Genomic DNA, 20,354 nt, shown 5'->3' on the forward strand with positions numbered 1-20,354 from the left:
AACCTCGACCATGTCCATCAACTTGCCCGCTTCCATCGTTCGCCCAAAAACGCAGAAAACTACACAAAAGCGGGGGCTGTGAACAGTGGGCCGGCAAGTGGCTGACCGTGAACGTTATTTGGGCTCGGGCAATGCTATTAGGGTAGCTGCGGCAGCCCTGGCCCTTGCCCAGGGTGCTGTCCACGTCGATCGTGCCGCCGCCCATCAGCTCGACCAGGTGGCGGGCGATGGACAGGCCGAGGCCGGTGCCGCCAAAGCGCCGCGACATGGAGGTGTCGGCCTGGGCGAAGGCTTCGAACAGGCTTTCGAGCTGGGACGGGGTCATCCCGATGCCGGTGTCGCGCACCTCGAACGCGAGGGTGGCCCGGTGGCTGTTGCGCTCCACGAGGCCGACCCGCAGGCGGATGTCGCCGGTGTCGGTGAACTTGGCGGCGTTGCCGAGGAGGTTGGTGAGCACCTGGCCCAGCCGCAGGGGGTCACCCACCAGCTGCTGGGGCACCTCGGGGGCGACTTCGAGGATGAGCTCGAGCCCCTTCTCCTGGGCCTTCTGGGCGACGAAGGTGATGACGTGGTCGAGCACCTGGTCGAGGGTGAAGGGGGTGTGCTCGAGGTTGAGCTTGCCGGCTTCGATCTTGGAGAAGTCGAGGATGTCGTTCACCACGCCCAGCAGGGTGGTGCCGGAGGCCTGGATCTTGTCGAGGTAGTCGCGCTGGCGCGGGTCGAGGCCGGTGCCCTGGCACAGGTTGGCCAGGCCGATGATGGCGTTGAGCGGGGTGCGGATCTCGTGGCTCATGTTGGCCAGGAAGCGCGCCTTGGATTCGGCGGCCTCCTCGGCCAGGCGCTTGGCTTCGCGCAGGGTAGAGAGGGCCTGGCGATGGACCGCCAGGTCTTCGAGCACCCACACGCAGTGGGTGATCTCGCCGCGGGCGTCGGCCGTCTCGGTGAGCCCGCTGACCGAGATGCCGACCCACAGGGCGTCGCCGTTCTTGCGCCGCAGCTGGCACTCCCGCCGCCACACGCTGCCGGCCTTGAGGGCGCGCCACTGTTCGGCGTGGAAGTCGAGGAACTGGCCGCTGGGGTCCAGCAGGTCGGGTACGGTGCCGGTGAGCTCGGGGGCGGCATAGCCGGTTTCGCGGCACAGGTGGGGGTTGGCGTACTGGATGATGCCCGACGGGTCGGTGATGGCCAGCATCGTGGCGCTTTGTTCGACCGCCAGCGACAGGGTGCGCAGATCGCGCTCGGCGGCCTTGCGGCGGGTGATGTCGTAGCACCAGCTGATGAGGGCCGGGCCGCCGCGGAATTCGATCATCTCGATGGTGACCAGCACCCACAGGGGCGTGCCGTCGGCGGCGCGGAACTCGATCTCCTGGTCGCGCACCGGGTGACCGTCGCGTAGCTGCAGGAGCACCGCGTCGGCCACCGCCTGGTTGCGGAACCAGCTGACCACGGGCCGCTGCATGAAGTCTTCCCGGCTGGTGCGGGCCACTTCGGCGGCGCGGCTGTTGACGAACAGCGGGTTGCCGCCGGGGCGATTGATGATGACCGCGATGGGGCTCGATTCGAGGATGCGCCGGCTCCATTCGTCGGCGCGGCGGGCCTCGCGCTCGGCCTCTTTCTGGGCGCTGATATCCACCAGCACGCCAAGCAGGCCGCCGAGTTCGCCATTGGCCAGGCGGAAGCTGCTGACCCAGTACAGGTTGTCGTGTGTGGCGCCGTCGGCAAAGGGCAGGCGCACTTCCTTGTGGAGGGTGCCGGCGGTGGCGATGGTCTGCAGGTCGTTGTCGTGGTGGGCGGCGCGCAGCTCGGGCGGCAGGAAGGGCAGCTCCAGCACGGTCTTGCCGACGAGGAAGGCGCGGGTGGTGCCGAAGGCTTTCTCGTAGGCCTGATTGCAGCCCAGGTAGCGGGCATCCGGCCCTTTGTAGAAGACCGGGTTGGGCAGCGTGTCGAGGAGCACCTGGATGAACAGCAGCTGGTCGGCCAGGGCAGTGGATTTTTCGGCGAGCTGGCTGGTGCGTTCGGAGACCTTTTCTTCGAGCTCGGCGCGGCTGCGCTCCAGGGCGCTGGCGGCGGCGCTCAGGTGGGCCCGCATGCGCTCGTGGGAATCGGCCAGGTCGGCGATCTCCTGCCAGTCGGTGACGAAGGGTTCGGGCGGGGTGAGATCGAGCCGGCCGATGCGTTCGCTCTGGTCGATCAGGGCCGACAGGCTGGTTTCGATGCGGCGGCCGAGCCGGCGGGCGATGCCGGCGGTGATGGCGACGCTGAGGAGGATCAGGCCGACGAGCGTCGGGGCCATGTCCTGCAGGCGGGTGGGGATGAAGTCGCGCTCGCGGGCGAAGCCGCCGATCCACCAGCGTTGCTGGCCGAGGCTGATGGGTACGAACTGGGCCAGCCAGGCTTCGCCTTCGTTCTCGAAACCGAGCATTTCGCCGGACGGGCGGCCATCCACCAGCCACTGGGCGTAGCCGCGGGTGAGGAAATCGACGTTCAGCTCGGCGGCGGGCCGCAGGGCAGCGTCGCGGCGGTCGGACAGGTTGGCGAAGCGGGGGTAACGGGGCAGGCCGATGACCTCGCCCTTGTCGGACAGTACGGCGCTGCCGCCCCGTTCGCCCACCGGCGAATCGACAGTGAGGCGGGAGAGCTCGGCCAGCTGCAGGTCGAAGGCGATGATGTAGCGCTTGCCGTCGTCGGCGGTCCAGCGGGTGAAGGCGGTGATGCCGGCGTCGCCGGTGGTGAAGAAGCGGTAGGGCGCCGTCCAGCCCACCGCGCCGTCGTCGGCGGGCAGGGCCAGCGCGGCCTCGAACCAGGGGCGGGAGCGGGGGTCGTAGCGGGGCTCCTTCCAGGTGTCGGAGATCAGCTTGCCGCTCTTCGACCAGTACTGCCAGCGGCTGCCCTTCCCGACGATCTGCGGGTCGGTGATGCGGTTGAACCAGCCGTTGGGGTCGCGCAGCACCAGCACTTCACGGCCGTCGGTGTCCGCCAGATGGATCGACGAGATCTGGCTGTCGCCGGTGAGGAGCGGGGTCAGCATTGCGTTGAAACCCGGCACGTCGTCGAGGCGCAGGCGGTGGCTCTGGCCCCAGCTGCGGGCGGTGTGGAGCTGGGTCTCGATGCGGCGGAAGTTGCGTTCGGCTTCGGACTGGACCTGGGTGACGGCCAGATCGAGCCGGGTGCGGGCGAGGGACTGGGTGGCCGGGGCGAAGATCAGGAACTGGATGGCGGCGCCGAACACCACGATGCTCGCCACAAAGATCAGCAGCATCCGCCACAGCAGGCTGCGCACCAGACGCGCGGGCGGGCGTCGGGGGGGCGGGCTGTTGGCGGCGGGGCTGGACATCGGAGCGGGGCGTTCAGGCCGGGCCGGGTTCGGCCGCCAGCGGGGTCGGGGTGGTCGGGCGGGGCTGGCCGTAGGTCTTGAACAGGGCGAGGACTTCGTCCATCTCGGCGCTGGAGAGGATGTGCGGCTCGCCCAGCTGACAGGCGCGCCAGTATTGCTCGCAGAGGGTCTCGAACTCGACGGCCAGCGCCAGGGTGCCGCGCAGGTCGCCGCCCAGCACCAGCATGCCGTGGTTGGCGAGCAGACAGGCTCGGCGGCCTTCGAGGGCGGCGATGGCCCCGTCGGAGAGCGCCTGGGTGCCGAAGGTGGCGTAGGGCGCGCAGCGCACGTCGGTGCCGCCGAAGCGGGCGATCATGTAATGGAAGGCCGGAATGGCGCGTCGGTGACAGGCCAGCGCGGTGGCGAAAGGCGAGTGGGCGTGGAGCACGGCGCCCACGTCGGGCCGCGCGGCGAGGATGTCCCGGTGGATGCGCCACTCGGACGACGGGGCGAAGGGCCCGTGCCAGCTGCCGTCCATCCCCATCAGGGCCATGTCGTCGGGGCTGAGCTCGTCGTAGGGGCGGCCGGTGGGCGTGATCAGGAAGCCCCGGGTGCAGCGCACGCTGGCATTGCCGGCGGTGCCGGCGTTGAGTCCGCAGTGGGCCATTTCCCGGGCCGTGTCGAGGAGGCCGGCCCGCAATACGTTCTCGTTCATGATCACTTGCTCCAGTCCGGGATCAACGGTGCTCGATGGCGGCGAGGGCGTCGGCGGCAAACACGCCGAACTCGCAGATTATGCCAGCCAGAAGCCCGGCAGGCGTGACGTCGAAGGCCGGATTGCAGGCCGCGGTGGTGTCGCCGGCGATGCGCAGGCGGGCTGCGGCGCCGTGTTCGTCCAGCCCGTGGATGAGGCGCACCTCGTCGGCGCTGCGCTCCTCGATGGGGATCGTCCGGCCGTTCGGGCAGGCGAAGTCGATGGTCGAGCGGGGCGCGGCGATGTAGAAAGGCACGCCGTGGGCGTGGGCGGCCAGGGCCTTGAGGTAGGTGCCTACCTTGTTGGCGCTGTCGCCGTTGGCGGCGATGCGGTCGGCGCCGGTGATGACCAGATCGACCCGGCCTTCGGCCAGCAGCCAGCCGGCGGCGTTGTCGGCGACCAGGGTGTGGGGCACGCCGGCGCGGGCGAGCTCCCAGGCGGTGAGGAGGCCCTGGTTGCGCGGGCGGGTTTCGCTTACATAAACGTGCAGCGGAATGCCCGCCGCGTGGGCGGCGTAGATGGGCGCCAGCGCGGTGCCGTGGCCACAGGTGGCGAGCCAGCCGGCGTTGCAGTGGGTCATCAGCTGGAGCGGCCGGCCTTTGGCCGCGGCCAGTGCTTCGAGGATCGCCTTGCCGTGCTCGCCGATGGCAGCGTTGGCGGCGGCGTCACTGGCGCGGATGGCTTCGGCGGCGGCCCAGGCGGCGGCGGGGCGCTCCAAGGCGGGTAGCGGGGCGAGGGCGTCCTGCATGCGGTCGAGGGCCCAGTGGAGGTTGACCGCGGTGGGGCGGGTGGCGCGCAGCACGGCGTCGGCGTGGGCGAGGGCGGCGTCGGAGGCCTCGGCCTTCAGGGCCAGGGCCAGCCCGAAGGCGGCGGTGGCACCGATCAGCGGCGCGCCACGCACCTGCATGTCGCGGATGGCGACGGCGGCGTCGGTGAGCGTGTCGAGGCGGACGAAGCGTTCAGTCCAGGGCAGGCAGGTCTGGTCGAGGATCACGACCTCATCGCCGTCGCGGGCGATGGTGGGGCAGGCGTCGGACACGGTGGGGGGTTTCAGGAGGATGGGCGAAGGCGCGATTGTATCGGGGCCGGCGCGCCGGGTGGCTGGCCGGCGGGGGCGTCATCTGCCAGAATCGGCCCGCCTTTTTGCGTTGATCCACCCCGGAGTGATCGTCATGCCCCGTTTTCCCGCCCCTGTGGTTTCCCGTCTGCCCGCGGTGGGCACCACGATCTTCACCGTGATGTCGCGCCTGGCCCAGGAGTGCGGGGCGATCAACCTGTCGCAGGGGTTTCCGGATTTCAGCGCGGAAGACCTGCTCTTCGAGCGCGTTTCCCACTGGATGCGCGCCGGCCACAACCAGTACGCGCCGATGGCTGGCGTGCCGGCGCTGCGCGAGGCCATCGCCGCCAAGGTCGCCGCGCTCTACGGTGCGAGCTACGACCCGGAAACCGAGATCACCGTGACCGCCGGGGCGACCCAGGCGCTGTTCACCGCCGTGGCGGCGCTGGTGCATCCGGGCGACGAGGTGATCGTCTTCGAGCCGGTGTATGACTCCTACGTGCCATCCATCGAGCTGGCGGGCGGCGTGGTGAAGCGCGCCCGGCTGTCGGCACCGGATTACCGCCCCGACTGGGCCGCGGTGCGGGCGCTGGTGTCGCCGAAGACCCGGATGATCATGATCAACACGCCCCACAACCCGAGCGGCACGGTGTGGTCGCCCGACGACATGCGGGCGCTGTGCGACCTGGTGCGCGGCACCGGCATCATCGTGGTGGCCGACGAGGTGTACGAGCACATCGTCTTCGACGGCCGGCGCCACGAGAGCGCGGCGCTCTACCCGGATCTCGCCGAGCGCAGCGTGATCGTGTCGAGCTTCGGCAAGACCTACCACGTGACTGGCTGGAAGGTGGGTTACGTGCTGGCCCCGCAGGCGCTGATGGCCGAGTTCCGCAAGGTGCATCAGTTCAACGTGTTCACCGTGAACACCCCGGTGCAGCTGGCGCTGGCCGATTACATGATGGATGCCTCGCGTCACCTGGGGCTGGCGGCTTTCTACCAGGCCAAGCGGGATTTCTTCCGGGCCGGGCTGACCGGTACGGGCTTCGAGCTGCTGCCGTGCACCGGCACGTATTTCCAGACCGTCCGCTACGGGGCGATCTCGGACGCGCACGACACCGACTTCGTCCAGTGGCTGACCCGCGAGGTGGGCGTGGCGGCGATCCCCCTGTCGGCCTTCTTCGGCGACGGGCGCGACGAGCGGGTGATCCGCTTCTGCTTTGCCAAGCGCGACGAGACGCTGGAGGCGGCTTTCGAGCGGCTCCGGCGCTTCTGCTAAACTCGGTGGCTTACCGCTGGAGCCCTCGACGTGCGCAATATCCTCCTGTTCATCCTGTTCCTGATCGGCCTTTACTACGTGCGGCGTGCCCTGCGTCGGCCGGGTGCGCCCGGCCCCCAGGCTCCGCGGCAGGATGACGAGCCGGCGCCCCAGCGCGGCGCTCCGGTGGCCGAGATCGAACAGATGGTAGCCTGCGCCCACTGCGGCCTGCATGTGCCCGAAAGCGAGGGCGTGCGCGGTGGGGGCGGTTTTTACTGCTCCGAGGAGCATCGCCGGCTCGGCCCGCGCAGCTAAGCCGCGCCCGTGAAGCGCGAGCTGCCCCAGCGGGATGTCGGCCTGGCCGACGATTTCAGCCGCGCCGAGCCGCTGCGCTATCTCAACCTGTTTCGCCTGACCCTCGCCGGGCTGTTCCTGGTGGCGGGGCCGTCGCTGAATCTCGGTAGCGATTCGCCCACCATCTTCTTCGGCGTCTCCTTTGCCTATGTGGCGGCGGTGCTGAGCCTGGGTTTTCCGGATGCGGCCCGGCTCCTCGGGCACAACCGGCTCGTCACCATCCAGGTGCTGGTGGATGTCACCTCGCTCACCCTCATCATGTGGGCGAGCGGCGGCTACCGCAGCGGCATCCCGATCCTGATCCTCATCGCCCTGGCTGGTGCCGGGCTGGTGGGGCAGGGGCGGATGGTGCTGTTCTACGCGGCCTACGCCACCGTGGCGGTGCTGCTGGAGAACATGTTCCGGCTGCTGTCGGGGCGCGAGACGGTGGACTTTTTCACCGTCGGCATCACCTGCATCGGCTTCTTCGCCATCGCCCAGGTGGCGCGCCTGCTGGCGCTGCGGGCCATCGCCAACGAGAACCTGGCCCGCCAGCGGGGCGTGGATCTGGCCAGCCAGCTGCGCCTCAATCGCCAGATCATCCAGGACATGCAGGACGGCGTGCTGGTGGTGGGCGAGGGTGGCGTGGTGCGCCAGTTCAACCCCCAGGCGGTGGCGCTGCTGGGGGCCGAGCTGCGCGAGGGCGCAACCCTTGGTGAACACGCGCCGGCCCTGGAGCGCGAACTCCGGCGCCGGGCCGAGCACGGCGATTCGGCCCACAGCCTGCGTGCCGACGGCAGCGGCAAGATGCTGCTGGCGCGCTTCCTGCCCGCCGGCGAAGCCAACGAGACGCTGGTCTACCTGGAAGACTTCGACCGCATCCATCGCCAGATCCAGCAGGTCAAGCTGGCGGCGCTGGGGCGGCTCACCGCCAGCATCGCCCACGAGATCCGCAACCCGCTGGCGTCCGTCTATCAGGCGGCTGAGCTGCTGCGCGAGGAAAAACGTGGCGACATGCAGGCCCGCTTGATCCGCATCATCGGCAACAACGCCCAGCGCATCGACCGGCTGGTGGCCGACGTGCTGGCCCTCGGCCGGCGCGACGAGGCGCTGCCCGAGGCGCTGCCGCTGGCCGAGTTCGTCGATGAGTTCCTCGAAGAGTTCGACGTGGCCGAGAGCGGCGCCCGCGGGGTGGTGGTGAATCGCGTGCCGCCGGGGCTCGAGATGGCCATGGACCGGGCCCATCTGCGCCAGATTCTGTGGAATCTCGTCGGCAATGCACGACGTCATTGCAGCGGCGCGCCTGCTGCGGTAAAAATCGATGCTGCGCTGCGAGATGATGGACGCGTAGCGCTGGATGTGTCCGATGACGGCCCGGGGATTGCCGAGGCGCTGCGGGCGCAGGTTTTTGAACCCTTCTTCACCACCCACTCGAAAGGCACCGGCCTCGGGCTCTACATCTCGCGGGAACTCGCCGAAGCCAACGGCGCGGTGCTCGAACTGTGCGTGACGCCGCCGGCCGAAGCCGGCACCACTGCAGCCCTGCCGGGAGCCCATTTCCGGATCATCGGACGCGTGAAACCATGACCCAGATCGAAAGACGGGCCCGCTCCAGCGGCCCGGACGTGCTCATCGTCGATGACGAGGACGACATCCGCGAGCTGCTCGAACTGAGCCTGCTGCGCCTCGGCCTTTCCAGCGATGGCGCCGCCACCCTGGCCGAGGCCCGGGCGCTGCTCGGCCAGAAGCGCTACCGCCTGTGCCTCACCGACATGCGCCTGCCCGATGGCGACGGGCTCGAGCTGGTGCGCTACATCTCCGAGACCTGCCGCGACCTGCCGGTGGCGGTGATCACCGCCTTCGGCAGCATGGACAACGCCGTCACGGCGCTGAAGGCCGGGGCCTTCGACTATCTCTCCAAGCCGGTCTCCATCGACCAGCTGCGGGCGCTGGTCAAGTCGGTGTTCTCGGTGACGGCCAAGGATGACGACGACAGCAAGAAGGACACCTCCAGCCTCACCGGCGAGTCGCCGGCGATGGTCCAGGTGCGTTCGCTGATCGAGAAGCTCGCCCGCAGCCAGGCGCCGGTGTTCATCTCGGGCGAATCCGGCAGCGGCAAGGAGCGTGCCGCGCGGATGATCCACGACCTCGGCCCCCGCGCCGCCGCGCCCTTCGTGGCGGTCAACTGCGGGGCGATCCCCGAGAACCTGATGGAGAGCGAGTTCTTCGGGGCCAGGAAGGGCGCCTTCACCGGCGCCGACGCCGACCGGGAAGGCTTCTTCCAGGCGGCCCACGGCGGCACCCTGTTCCTCGACGAGGTGGGCGATCTGCCGCTGCCGATGCAGGTCAAGCTGCTGCGGGCGATCCAGGAGAAGAAGTTCCGCCGCCTGGGTGACACCACCGAAACCCAGGTTGACGTGCGCATCCTCAGCGCCACCCATCAAAACCTCAAGGCGATGGTCGAGGCGACCCGCTTCCGGCAGGATCTGTTCTACCGCCTCAACGTCATCGAGCTGCGCATGCCGCCGCTGCGCGAGCGCGCCGAGGACATCCCCCAGCTCGCCGAAATCCTCCTCGCCCGGCTGTCCGAATCGTCCGGCCTGCCGCCGGTGCGTCTCAGTGAGGGGGCGCTGCGGGCGCTCAAGGCCTATGCCTTCCCGGGCAACGTACGCGAGCTGGAGAACATCCTCGAGCGGGCGATGGCCCTGTCGTCCGGCGAGTTCATCGAGGCCGACGACCTGCTCCTCGACCCCTCCGACATGGGCGAGGCCAGCCCGGCAACGCCGGCCACCCCGGGCGGCGCCGACCTTCAGGAATACCTCGACCAGGTGGAGCGCCACGTGATCGAGGAGGCCCTCGAAAAATCCGGCGGCAACCGCACCGCCGCGGCCCGGGCGCTGGGTGTCACCTTCCGCTCGCTGCGCTACCGGCTCGAACGGCTGGGCATCAAGGAGTGATGGACAGCGAACCGGATGCCGTCCAGCGGGTCGTCAAGATCCGCCGCGACTACAACACCTGGGTCGCCCGCGAAACCATCGAGGACTACGCCCTGCGCTTCACCCCGCGCAGCTTCCGGCGCTGGTCCGAACTGCGGGTGGCCAACACGGCGTTTGGCGTGGCGTCCTTTCTGGTGCTGGAGGCCGTGGGCGCAACGCTGCTGGTGGATTACGGCTTCCTCAACGCCCTGTGGGCGATCCTCGCCACCGGGCTGATCATCTTCCTGGCGGGCCTGCCCATCAGCATCTACGCCGCCCGCTACGGGGTGGACATGGATCTGCTCACCCGCGGTGCGGGCTTCGGCTACATCGGCTCGACGCTCACCTCGCTGATCTACGCCTCGTTCACCTTCATCTTCTTCGCCCTCGAGGCGGCGATCATGGCCTACGCGCTGGAGCTGGCCTTCGACATACCGCCGGCCTGGGGCTACCTGCTGTGCGCGGTGGTGGTGATTCCGCTGGTCACCCACGGGGTCACGGCGATCAGCCGGCTCCAGTCCATCACGCTGCCCCTGTGGGTGCTGATGCTGGTGGTGCCCTACGTGTTCGTCTTTGCCGCCCGGCCCGGCATCCTCTCGGAGCTGGCCGGCTACGGCGGTGAGCACGGCGTGGGGGCGGGCTTCAACCTGCACGCATTCGGCGCGGCGCTCACGGTCGGCATCGCGCTCATCACCCAGATGGGCGAGCAGGCCGACTACCTGCGCTTCATGCCCGAAAAGACCGCCACCAACACCCGCCGCTGGTGGGCTGCGGTGCTGGTGGGTGGCCCCGGCTGGGTGCTGCTGGGGGTGATCAAGATGCTCGGTGGGGCGCTGCTGGCCTATCTGGCGATCAGCAACGCGGTGTCCATCCAGCGGGCGGTGGACCCGAACCAGATGTACCTCGCCGCCTACGAATACGTCTTCCCCGACCTGCGCTGGGCGGTGGCGGCCACGGCGCTGTTCGTGGTGATCTCCCAGCTCAAGATCAACGTGACCAACGCCTACGCCGGCTCGCTGGCGTGGTCGAACTTCTTCGCGCGGCTCACCCACAGCCATCCGGGGCGGGTGGTGTGGGTGGTGTTCAACACCGCCATCGCGCTGATGCTGATGGAGCTGGACGTGTTCCAGGCCCTCGGCAAGGTGCTGGGCCTGTACGCCAACGTGGCCATCGCCTGGATGATGGCGGTGGTGGCCGATCTGGTCATCAACAAGCCCCTGGGCCTGTCGCCGCCGGGCATCGAGTTCAAGCGGGCGCACCTCTACGACGTGAATCCGGTGGGCGTGGGGGCGATGGGGATTGCCTCGCTGCTGTCGGTGGCGGCCTGGGCGGGCGCCTTTGGGCCGGGGCCCCAGGCGTTCTCGGCGCTCATCGCGCTGGTCACCGCCTTCGTGGCCTCGCCGCTGATCGCCTGGGCCACCGGCGGGCGTTACTACCTCGCGCGCCAGCCCCACGCGGCTGCGGGCGACGGGCGCTGCGTGATCTGCGAGCGCGAATACGAGGCCGACGACCTGGCGCGCTGTCCGGCCTATCAGGGGCCGATCTGCTCCCTGTGCTGCTCCCTCGACGCCCGCTGCAACGATCTGTGCAAGCCGGACGCGCGGCTCTCTGTGCAGTGGGCGTGGGCGATGCGCCGGGTGCTGCCCGAGGCCGCCTGGCCCTACGTGGAGAGCGGCCTCGGCCACTACCTGCTGCTGATGGGCGTGCTGGCGCCGGCCCTGGCGGTGCTGGTGTGGCTGCTCTACCAGCAGGGCGTCCAGCTGCTCGGCACCGACGGGGCCGAGGCCGTCGAAGCCCTACGCCTGGCCTTCATCAAGGCCTACATGAGCCTGCTGCTGGTGAGCGGGCTGGTGGTGTGGTGGCTGGTGCTCACCCACAAGAGCCGGCAGGTGGCGCAGGAAGAATCCAACCGCCAGACCAGCCTGCTGATGCGCGAGATCGAATCCCACCGCCGCACCGACGAGCAGCTCCAGCGGGCCAAGCAGGCGGCGGAGCTGGCCAACCAGGCCAAGAGCCGCTACATCACCGCCATCAGCCACGAGCTGCGCACGCCCCTCAACAGCATCCTCGGCTACGCCCAGATCCTCGACGGGGACGACGCGATCCCGCCCCATCGGCGCCAGGCCATCAACGTCATCCGGCGCAGCGGCGACCACCTGCTGTCGGTGATCGAGGGCACCCTGGACATCGCCCGCATCGAGGGCGGCAGGCTGGCGCTGGATGTGAAGCCGATCGATTTCAAGGATTTCCTCCAGCAGATCGTCGGCATGTTCGAGGTGCAGGCCCGCAACAAGGGCCTCAGCTTCCGCTTCGAGCCCATCGGCGAGATCCCGCCGGTGGTGCGCGCCGACGGCAAGCGGGTGCGCCAGATCCTCATCAACCTGCTGGGCAACGCGGTGAAGTTCACCGCCAAGGGCTCGATCTGCCTGCGCCTCACCTACCGCATGGAGATGGCCACCTTCGAGGTGGAAGACACCGGCCCCGGCATCTCCCAGGCCGAGATCGAGCGCATCTTCGATCCCTTCTCCCGCGGCACCTCGGCCCAGGGGGCGGGCGGCGCCGGGCTGGGGCTCACCATCAGCCGGATGTTCGCCGACGTGATGGGCGGCGAGCTCACCGTCAAGAGCCAGCCCGGCGCGGGCAGCACCTTCCGGGTGCGCCTGTTCCTGCCCCAGGTGCGCGGCGAGGTGGCCGTGCGCGAGCTGCCGCGCAACCGCGTCGGCTACCGGGGCGAGCGCCGGCGCATTCTAGTGGTGGATAACGAGCGGGTGGATCGGGAGTTCCTCATCACCTTGCTTGAGCCCCTGGGTTTTTCGCTGGCCCAGGCCGCCAACGGCCACGAATGCCTGCGGGTGCTGCCGCGCTTCAAGCCCGATCTGGTGTTCATGGATCTGGCGATGCCCGGCATGGACGGCTGGGAGGTCGTGCGGCGCATCCGCGCGGGCGAGGGCGGTGCCGAGATGGCCGCGGTGCCGGTGGCGATCATCTCGGCCAACGCCTACGAGCGCGGCCTGCATTCCGACGACAACGACCTCGCCATCGGCAGCAACGATTTCTTCCTCAAGCCCGTGCAGGTGGTCGAGCTGATCGACTGGATCGGCCGGCGCCTGTCGCTCGATTGGCTCGAGCCCAACCAGCCCGAGCCGCCCCCGGCGCTGCCTGTCGACATGGTCTATCCGCCGCCCGAGGTGATCGTCGATCTGGCCGAGCAGGTCGAGATGGGCTACGTGAAGGGCATCCTGCGCCGCCTCGACGAGATCGAGGCCCTCGACGCCGCCTACGCGCCTTTTGTGGCCGAGCTGCGCGAGCTCACCCGCAACTTCCGCCTCGACGCCATTCCGCCCCTGCTGGACAAAGCCCGCCATGCCTGATTTCGACCGGCTCAACTCCGATCTCGTGCTGATCGTTGACGACATCCCCGAGAACCTCTCGCTGCTCCACGACGCCCTCGACGAGGCCGGCTACACCGTGCTCGTCGCCACCAACGGCGAATCGGCGCTGCAGCGCGCCCACAACAGCGTGCCGGACGTGATCCTCCTCGACGCGGTGATGCCCGGCATGGACGGCTTCGAGGTGGCGCGGCGGCTGAAGGCGGATTTCACCACCCAGCACATCCCCATCGTGTTCATGACCGGCCTCACCGAGACCGAGCACGTGGTGGCCGCCTTCGACGCCGGCGGCGCCGATTACGTCACCAAGCCGATCCGCCCCCAGGAGGTGCTGGCCCGCATTGCCGCCCACATGCAGAGCGCCCGCCTGATGCGCCAGGCCCGCAGCGCGCTGGATGCCTTCGGCCAGGCCACCCTGGCGGTGCAGCCCGAGACCGGCCGGCTGGTGTGGCAGACGCCGCTCGCCCGCAAGCTGCTGGGCGAATACTTCGGCAGCGACGACGACAACGCCCCCCAGGCCGTGCGCGCCTGGATCGCCGAGTCCGCCAAGGCCCGCCGGGACGGCCACGCCTTTCCGCCGCTCACCATCAGCAGCGGCGCCAAGCGGCTGGTGTTCACCCTCCACGAGCGGGCCGGCGAGGACGAATGGCTGCTGGCCCTGCGCGAGGAATCCGACACCGCGGTGATCGAAGCCCTGCAGGCCGCCTTCCGCCTCACCACCCGCGAGGCCGAGGTGCTCTACTGGGTCATCAAGGGCAAGACCAGCCCCGACATCGGCGAGATCCTGGGCTCCAGCCCACGCACGGTGAACAAGCACCTGGAACACGTCTTCGCCAAGCTCGGCGTCGAAAACCGTACCGCTGCCGCGTCGGTGGCGATGGCGCGGATCCGGATGGGGGGGGAGGGGTAGGCAGGGCAGCGGTGAGCCGCGTGGTTGCGGCAGTTTCCGGGGCCCATTCGGCGCGCTTGTTGGGCGACTGTTAAAAGACTATATTCAGTCCTTTGGTTTTCGAGGTACGGTCATGCGCTATTCATCTCAAGTCAAGCCAATCAGCTATCTCAAGGCCAATGCCGCCGAGGTCTTGACACAGCTTGCCGAACAGCGGGAACCCCTGGTCATCACCCAGAATGGCGAAGCCAAGGCGGTTCTGCAGGACGTCGCTTCATTCGAAGAGACCCAGGAAACCCTGGCCCTGCTCAAGATACTGGCCCTGGGCACCCAGGAGGTGGCGGCTGGCAAGGTCAAGCCGGTGGCCGATGTCGTCGCCCGCCTGCGCGCCAAGCGGACCTCGGCCTGATGGCTGGCGCACCGGCCCGGTTCGATGTTCTGCTTACGGAAGGGGCAGAGCGCGACCTGGAGTCCATCCACGACTACATCGCCGAGTTTGACTGCGTGGCGAACGCCAATTACGTGCTGGATGCGCTGATGGACGTGGTGGAGAGTTTGGCGATATCACCCGAGCGTGGCAGTCATCCGAGGGAATTGCTGGGCCTCGGTATCAAGGAATTCCGCCAGACCTTCTTCAAGCCCTACCGCGTGATCTACCGCGTCACTGGCAGCGAGGTCATCATTCATTTGATCATCGACGGGCGCCGCGACATGCAATCGCTACTGGCCCGCCGTCTGCTGGGCGGTTGAGCCGGCGGCGAGTAGCTGCGCGATTGCTTCGGCCGGCAGCGGGCGGGCGAACAGGAAGCCCTGCATCACGCTGCACTGGCGCTCGAGGAGGAAATCCCGCTGGGCTTCGGTCTCGACGCCTTCGGCGATGACCTTGAGGCCCAGGTCGCGGGCGATGGAGAGGGTGGCGGCGGCGATGGCGGCGTCTTCGGCGTCGCCGGGGAGGTCGCGCACGAAGGAGCGGTCGATCTTGAGGTGGGTGAGGGGCAGGCGCTTGAGGTAGGCGAGGCTGGAGTAGCCGGTGCCGAAGTCGTCGAGCGCGAGGCCGATGCCCATGGCGCGCAGGGCGGCGAGCTGGGCTTCGATCTCGGGGGTGGGCTGCATCAGGGCGCTCTCGGTGAGTTCGAGCTCCAGCCGGTCGGGGGTGGCGCCGCTGTCGGCGATGATCTGGCGGACCCGCGCGAGGAAATCCGGTTTGCGGAACTGCAGGGCCGAGATGTTGATGGCGACCACCGGGCAGGTGTGGCCGGTGCGCTGGGCCAGGACCTGCCATTCGGCCTGCTGGCGGCAGGCTTCGCGCAGCACCCAGTCGCCCAGGGGCTGGATGAGTCCGGTCTCCTCGGCGATGGGGATGAACTCGTGGGGCGAGACGCGGCCGCGGTCGGGGTGGTTCCAGCGCACCAGGGCCTCGACGCCGACGAGGGTCTGGCCGGGCATCTGCCACTGGGGCTGGTATTCGAGGATCAGCTCGTTGCGATCGAGGGCGCGGCGCAGGGCGTTTTCGAGCTTGAGCCGGGCGTAGGCGCGGCTGTTCATGTCGGGCGTGAAGAAGCGGAAGTCGTTGCGGCCTTCGCTCTTGGCGTCGTACATGGCGGTGTCGGCGTGCTTGAGCAGGGTGTTGATGTCGGCGCCGTTTCCGGGGTAGAGGGCGATGCCCACGCTGGTGGAGGTGACGAGATCCTGGTTGCCCACGTGGAAGGGGGCGTTGAGGCTGGCGATGAGCTTGCGGGCAACGGTGGCGGCGTCGTCGGGGCGGCCGAGCTGGGGCAGCAGCACGACGAATTCGTCGCCGCCGATGCGGGCCAGGATGTCCTCGTCGCGCAGGCTGCCGGAGAGCCGCTTGGCCACGGCCGAGAGCAGGCGGTCGCCCACCGGGTGGCCGAGGGTGTCGATGATGGTCTTGAAGTTGTCCAGATCGAGGAACAGCACGCCCAGGCGCAGCTGGTTGCGGCGGGCGAAGGCGAGGGCCTGTTCGGCGCGGTTGATCCACAGGGTGCGGTTGGGCAGGCCGGTGAGGGTGTCGTAGTGGGCCAGGTAGTGGATGTGGGCTTCGGCGGCACGGCTGGCGGTGACGTCCTGCACGGTGCCCCGCAGCAGGGTGCCACCGGCGGGGTTGGGGGTGGCCTCGATGGTGAAATGGACGGTGCGGCTCTCGCCGTTTTCGGGGGGCAGGCGCACGTCGAGGCTGGCGTTGGGCTGGCCGTTGGCCACCCGGTTGAGGGCATCGCGAAGGGTGGAGCGGTCGGACGGGAGCACGGCGTCGAGCAGGGCGCCGAGCTGGCTGTCGCACTCGGCGGGGATGCCGAGCACCCGGTAGAGCTCGGCCGACCAGTGGCTGGCGCCGGTGATGGGGTCGGCCTCCCATGAACCGAGGCGGGCGATGCGCTCGGCGTGGGTGAGGATGGCCTGCTGGGCTTGGAGGCGCCGGCTGGTGTCGGCGAGCTCGCTGGTGCGCTGGCCCACCATTTCCTCGATGCGCCGGGCGCGCCCGGTGGTGGCGAGGAGGAAGGCGCCGAGGAGGCCGGTGGACACGAGGCCGATGGCGATCAGGGTCCAGGTTTCCCAGCCGCGGTTGAGCGCGGCGTAGGCCGGTGTGGGGGCAAAGCCGAGGCGCCAGGTCTGGCCGGCGAAGTCGAAGGTTTCCTGCCAGGTGTGGATGCCGCCGGGGCCGGCCTGGCCCACCGAGGGGCACTGGGCAAGGCCGGCAAGGCGCTTGCCGCGGGGCTGGGCGATGGTCACTTCTTCGAGGCAGTAGCCCACCCCGGGCACCGGTTGCTGGCTGAGGACGCTCTCGACCGCCTCTTCGAGCCGCAGGGCGACGAACACGAGGCCGGCCGGCGGGGTCTGGAGCGTGCTGCCGGGGGCGAGGGTGCGCTGGTAGATCACCACGCCGAGCTTGTGCTCGGTTTCCTGGGTGAGTTCGAAGGCGCGGGTGGCGGCGGCGGTGCCGCTGGCTACGGTGCGCTGGACGGCGTCGAAGGAGTTGGGGATCGAGCTGACGTTGACGCCCAGGGCGCGGCGGTTGCGGTTGAGCGGGGCGATGTGGCGGATGACGAAGTATTCGTCCCGCGGGGCGAGGGGGACCAGCTGGTTGTGGCCGTCCCGGTCGACAACCCGGAAATCCGCGGTGGCAGGCGAGGTGCGGGCGCTGCGTTCAAGGGCGGGAACCGCGGCAGCGGGGGTGAGGGCAATCCAGCCGATGGCCTGGATGCCCGGATAGCGGGACAGCCAGGTGGACGAGAACTGCTCGAAGGTGGGCGTATCGATGGCGGGGGAGGCCACCATCACGCGCTCGCTGGCCTGGAGTACGTCCAGGTAGTCGGCAAAGCGCGTGCGGACGAGGCTGGCGAGGTGGCTGGCGTCGCGCTCGAAGCGGGATTGCAGGCGCTGTTGTTCCCACCGGGCGACCTGGATCTCGAGCCCCACCAGCAGGACGAGGGCGATGCCCAGCGGCAGGGCGATGGGCAGCCGGCGCGGCGCCCACTCGTTGCGCGGGGTGCCGATGAAGACGAAGGTGAGCGGCGCGGCGATGAGGATTCCGATGGCGTCGCCGGCCCACCAGTTCCACCAGCTGAAGGGGGCTTCAGCCGGGGGCAACCCGCCCAGCACGACGAGCGCGGTCACGCCGATGGTGGCGCCCACGAGGCAGCTCAGGGGCGCGGCGGCAAACAGCAGGCGGACGATGGAATCCGCGGTGTCGAGGGTGATCGGAAAGCGGATCCAGCGCCGGGCCATGAATGTGCCCGCTATCGCCTGGAGCGAGGCGCCGGCGCCAACGTAAAGCGGCAGCAGCAGGCTGCGGTCGGGCAGCCCGGCATGAAAGCCCGCGTAGATGTTGGTGATGACCGAGCCGGCAAAAATTGCCGGCCAGATGCCGTAGCCGTAGATGAGCATCGCCGCGAGCGCGACCCCGGCGGCCGGGAACAGCGGCGCCACGTAGCCCGGCGGGATGGCGAGGTGAAGTGCGATGAGCCCGCAGACCGTGTAGGCGAGGGCGATGCCCAGTTGCGGGCGGATGCCGGGTGCGATGCGCATCAGGTTGGTTTGAGTACGGTAGGCGGGTGTCTGGCAGCCAATCGCTGCATTGTAACTGCTCGGATGGGTATGGGACGTTCCGTGCCCCCCGGAACCATGCAGATACCGTGCCCGAAGGAGGGCGCCCGCAAATGCTGCAATGCGGTAGTATCGCGGTCCGCGCGGAGGCGACCAGCCTCTGCTGATGGATTTGGCGCCCGCGCATGACTGGCGGGCCCGTGCAGATTCTGGAGGTCTGGATGTCCACGGTGCTTGCTGAAGGACAAAACACCCACGCAAAGCCGGAGCAGGTGTTGCCCGTTGCGCTGGCGGCGATGGGTGTTGTATTCGGGGACATCGGCACGAGCCCCCTGTACACAATGAAGGAAGTCTTCAACGGCCCCCACGCGGTGCCGGTGACGCCGGACAACGTGATCGGGATCCTGTCGCTGGTCTTCTGGGCGCTGACCATCGTGGTGTCGCTCAAGTACGTGGTGTTCATCATGCGGGCCGACAACCGGGGCGAGGGCGGCATCATGGCGCTCACCTCGCTGGCCCTGCGCACCAACAACTCGCCCCGGCTGGGGGCGGGCATGGCGGCGCTGGGCTTGTTCGGGGCGGCGCTGTTCTATGGCGACGGGGTGATCACGCCGGCGATCTCGGTGCTCTCCGCGGTCGAGGGCCTTGAAGTGGCCACGCCAGCTTTCCGGCCCTACGTGTTGCCGATCTCCCTGGCGGTGCTCACCGGGCTGTTCTTGATCCAGCGCAAGGGCACGGCCAAGGTCGGGGCGGTTTTCGGGCCGGTGATGCTGTTCTGGTTCACCACCCTCGGGGTGCTCGGGGCGGTCAACATCACCCGCCATCCGGACGTGCTGCGGGCGATCAATCCGGTCTATGCGATGGATTTCTTCGCCAACAACCAGTGGCACGGTTTTCTGGCGCTGGGGGCGGTGGTGCTGGCGATCACCGGCGGCGAGGCGCTGTATGCCGACATGGGCCACTTCGGGCGCCGGCCTATCAAGATGGCGTGGTTCGGCTATGTGTTTCCGGCGCTGTATCTCAATTACCTGGGGCAGGGCGCGCTGATCCTCGACGACCCGACTGCGGTCAAGAACCCCTTCTACAATCTGGTGCCCGACGCGCTGATCCTGCCGATGGTGGGCCTCGCCACGCTGGCGACGATCATCGCGTCCCAGGCGGTGATCTCCGGCGCCTTCTCCCTCACCAAGCAGGCGATCCAGCTGGGCTACTCCCCGCGGATGCACGTGATCCACACCTCCGAGCGGGAGATTGGCCAGATCTACGTGCCCAACGTGAACTGGATGCTGCTGGGGGCGGTGGTGGCGCTGGTGATCAGCTTCCATTCGTCGAGCGCGCTGGCGTCGGCCTACGGCATCGCGGTGACGCTCACGATGATGATCGACACCCTGCTCGCCTTCGTGGTGGTGCGGGCCCTGTGGCGCTGGGGCTGGCTGGCGTCGGTGAGCTTCCTGATCCTGTTCTTCATCGTCGACTTTGCGTTCTTCAGCGCCAACAGCGTGAAGATCTTCGACGGTGGGTGGTTTCCGCTGGCGATGGGCCTGGGCGTGCACGGGCTGCTGATGACCTGGAAGCGCGGCCGCGAGGCGCTGGCTGAACGGATGCGCCAGGACACCATGCCGCTGGCCCTGTTCATCCAGTCGATGTTCCACGATATCCCGTTGCGCGTGCCAGGCACCGGCGTGTTCATGACCACCGCGCCGGACGGCGTGCCCCGGGCGCTCCTCCACAATCTGCTCCACAACAAGGTGCTGCACGCCCGGGTGGTGCTGGTGAATGTGGTGACCGAGGACATCCCGTGCGTGCCTGTGTGCGAGCGGGTGCGGGTGGAGGAGCTCGATTTCGGCTTCTATCGGGTGTTCGTGCGCTACGGCTTCAAGGACGACCCGGACATTCCGGCGGCGCTGGCGATGTGCGCCGATCAGGGCTTGCCCTTCGAGCTGATGGAGTCCTCGTTCTTTCTTGGACGGGAGACGCTGATTCCGCGCAAGACCTCGCCGCTCACCCTGTGGCGGGACCGGCTGTTCATCCTGATGTTCCGGAACGCCCACAGCGCCGCCGACTTCTTCAGCATCCCGCCCAACCGGGTGGTCGAGTTCGGTACGCAGGTCGAGCTTTGACAATTTTAGACAACTGGCAGAGTACCTAAAGCGGGCATTACGACGTTATAATAATTGGTGCTGACAGGCTTTAACGTCGGCCAGAAACCGGTCCGGGTCGTCGGGCGAGGAAGCGCGGGACGCTGCCTTGTCTGCCGTTGCCGGCCGGTTCATTTTGGATGTGTTTCCGACCGTAAATCGGGCGGGTGTCTCGATGGTGATATTTTG

13 protein-coding genes are annotated in these 20,354 nt (G+C 68.7%); 9 read left to right on the forward strand and 4 right to left on the reverse strand.

Features of this window, described 5'->3' with window-relative positions; genetic code table 11:
- The 3 genes from Q0672_RS06275 to mtnA form a co-directional block, all read right to left on the reverse strand.
- Positions 1-3,334: PAS domain S-box protein (locus tag Q0672_RS06275; protein WP_298620828.1), on the reverse strand; the 3,334-nt coding region annotated here is incomplete at its 3' end.
- Between the two features lie 13 nt (positions 3,335-3,347).
- Entirely contained in the window at positions 3,348-4,028 is a 681-nt protein-coding gene (locus Q0672_RS06280; protein ID WP_298620830.1) for a class II aldolase/adducin family protein, read from the reverse strand.
- A 22-nt stretch (positions 4,029-4,050) separates the two neighbouring features.
- Positions 4,051-5,106: an S-methyl-5-thioribose-1-phosphate isomerase gene (gene mtnA, locus Q0672_RS06285; protein ID WP_298620832.1), complete on the reverse strand. Its 1,056-nt coding sequence runs from the start codon at positions 5,104-5,106 to the stop codon at positions 4,051-4,053.
- Positions 5,107-5,239: 133 nt separating this feature from the next.
- Between mtnA and Q0672_RS06290 the strand changes: the two genes are divergently transcribed.
- The 8 genes from Q0672_RS06290 (at position 5,240) to Q0672_RS06325 (ending at position 14,715) form a co-directional block, all read left to right on the forward strand.
- Positions 5,240-6,400 carry a pyridoxal phosphate-dependent aminotransferase gene (locus tag Q0672_RS06290; RefSeq protein ID WP_298620834.1) on the forward strand — a complete coding sequence of 387 codons (1,161 nt, stop codon included), beginning with the start codon at positions 5,240-5,242 and terminating at the stop codon, positions 6,398-6,400.
- 30 nt (positions 6,401-6,430) lie between these two features.
- On the forward strand, positions 6,431-6,694 hold the full coding sequence (locus Q0672_RS06295; protein WP_298620836.1) for a PP0621 family protein: 264 nt from the start codon (positions 6,431-6,433) through the stop codon (positions 6,692-6,694).
- A gap of 9 nt (positions 6,695-6,703) precedes the next feature.
- Positions 6,704-8,299 carry an ATP-binding protein gene (locus Q0672_RS06300; RefSeq protein ID WP_298620838.1) on the forward strand — a complete coding sequence of 532 codons (1,596 nt, stop codon included), beginning with the start codon at positions 6,704-6,706 and terminating at the stop codon, positions 8,297-8,299.
- Positions 8,296-9,669, forward strand: a complete 1,374-nt coding sequence (locus tag Q0672_RS06305) for a sigma-54 dependent transcriptional regulator (protein WP_298620840.1) — start codon at positions 8,296-8,298, stop codon at positions 9,667-9,669. The genes Q0672_RS06300 and Q0672_RS06305 overlap by 4 nt, the downstream gene beginning before the upstream one ends.
- A complete protein-coding gene (locus Q0672_RS06310) occupies positions 9,669-13,058 on the forward strand; it encodes an ATP-binding protein (protein ID WP_298620842.1) in 3,390 nt (1,129 codons plus the stop codon). The genes Q0672_RS06305 and Q0672_RS06310 overlap by 1 nt, the downstream gene beginning before the upstream one ends.
- Positions 13,051-13,986: a response regulator transcription factor gene (locus Q0672_RS06315; RefSeq protein ID WP_298620844.1), complete on the forward strand. Its 936-nt coding sequence runs from the start codon at positions 13,051-13,053 to the stop codon at positions 13,984-13,986. The genes Q0672_RS06310 and Q0672_RS06315 overlap by 8 nt, the downstream gene beginning before the upstream one ends.
- 112 nt (positions 13,987-14,098) lie before the next feature.
- Positions 14,099-14,374: a type II toxin-antitoxin system Phd/YefM family antitoxin gene (locus tag Q0672_RS06320; RefSeq protein ID WP_153160290.1), complete on the forward strand. Its 276-nt coding sequence runs from the start codon at positions 14,099-14,101 to the stop codon at positions 14,372-14,374.
- Complete coding sequence (locus tag Q0672_RS06325) at positions 14,374-14,715, forward strand: type II toxin-antitoxin system RelE/ParE family toxin (protein ID WP_153160289.1); 342 nt, start codon at positions 14,374-14,376, stop codon at positions 14,713-14,715. The genes Q0672_RS06320 and Q0672_RS06325 overlap by 1 nt, the downstream gene beginning before the upstream one ends.
- Here Q0672_RS06325 and Q0672_RS06330 read toward each other — a convergent pair.
- Positions 14,686-18,009: an EAL domain-containing protein gene (locus Q0672_RS06330; protein ID WP_298620849.1), complete on the reverse strand. Its 3,324-nt coding sequence runs from the start codon at positions 18,007-18,009 to the stop codon at positions 14,686-14,688. The two genes, Q0672_RS06325 and Q0672_RS06330, sit on opposite strands and share 30 nt — an antisense overlap.
- A 239-nt stretch (positions 18,010-18,248) precedes the next feature.
- Between Q0672_RS06330 and Q0672_RS06335 the strand changes: the two genes are divergently transcribed.
- The gene (locus Q0672_RS06335; RefSeq protein ID WP_298620923.1) at positions 18,249-20,147 is read left to right on the forward strand and encodes a potassium transporter Kup; all 1,899 of its coding nucleotides are present in this window, start codon (positions 18,249-18,251) and stop codon (positions 20,145-20,147) included.
- Positions 20,148-20,354: the final 207 nt, after the last annotated feature.

The organism is uncultured Zoogloea sp., assembly GCF_937894855.1.
Taxonomy (GTDB): Bacteria; Pseudomonadota; Gammaproteobacteria; order Burkholderiales; family Rhodocyclaceae; genus Zoogloea; species Zoogloea oryzae.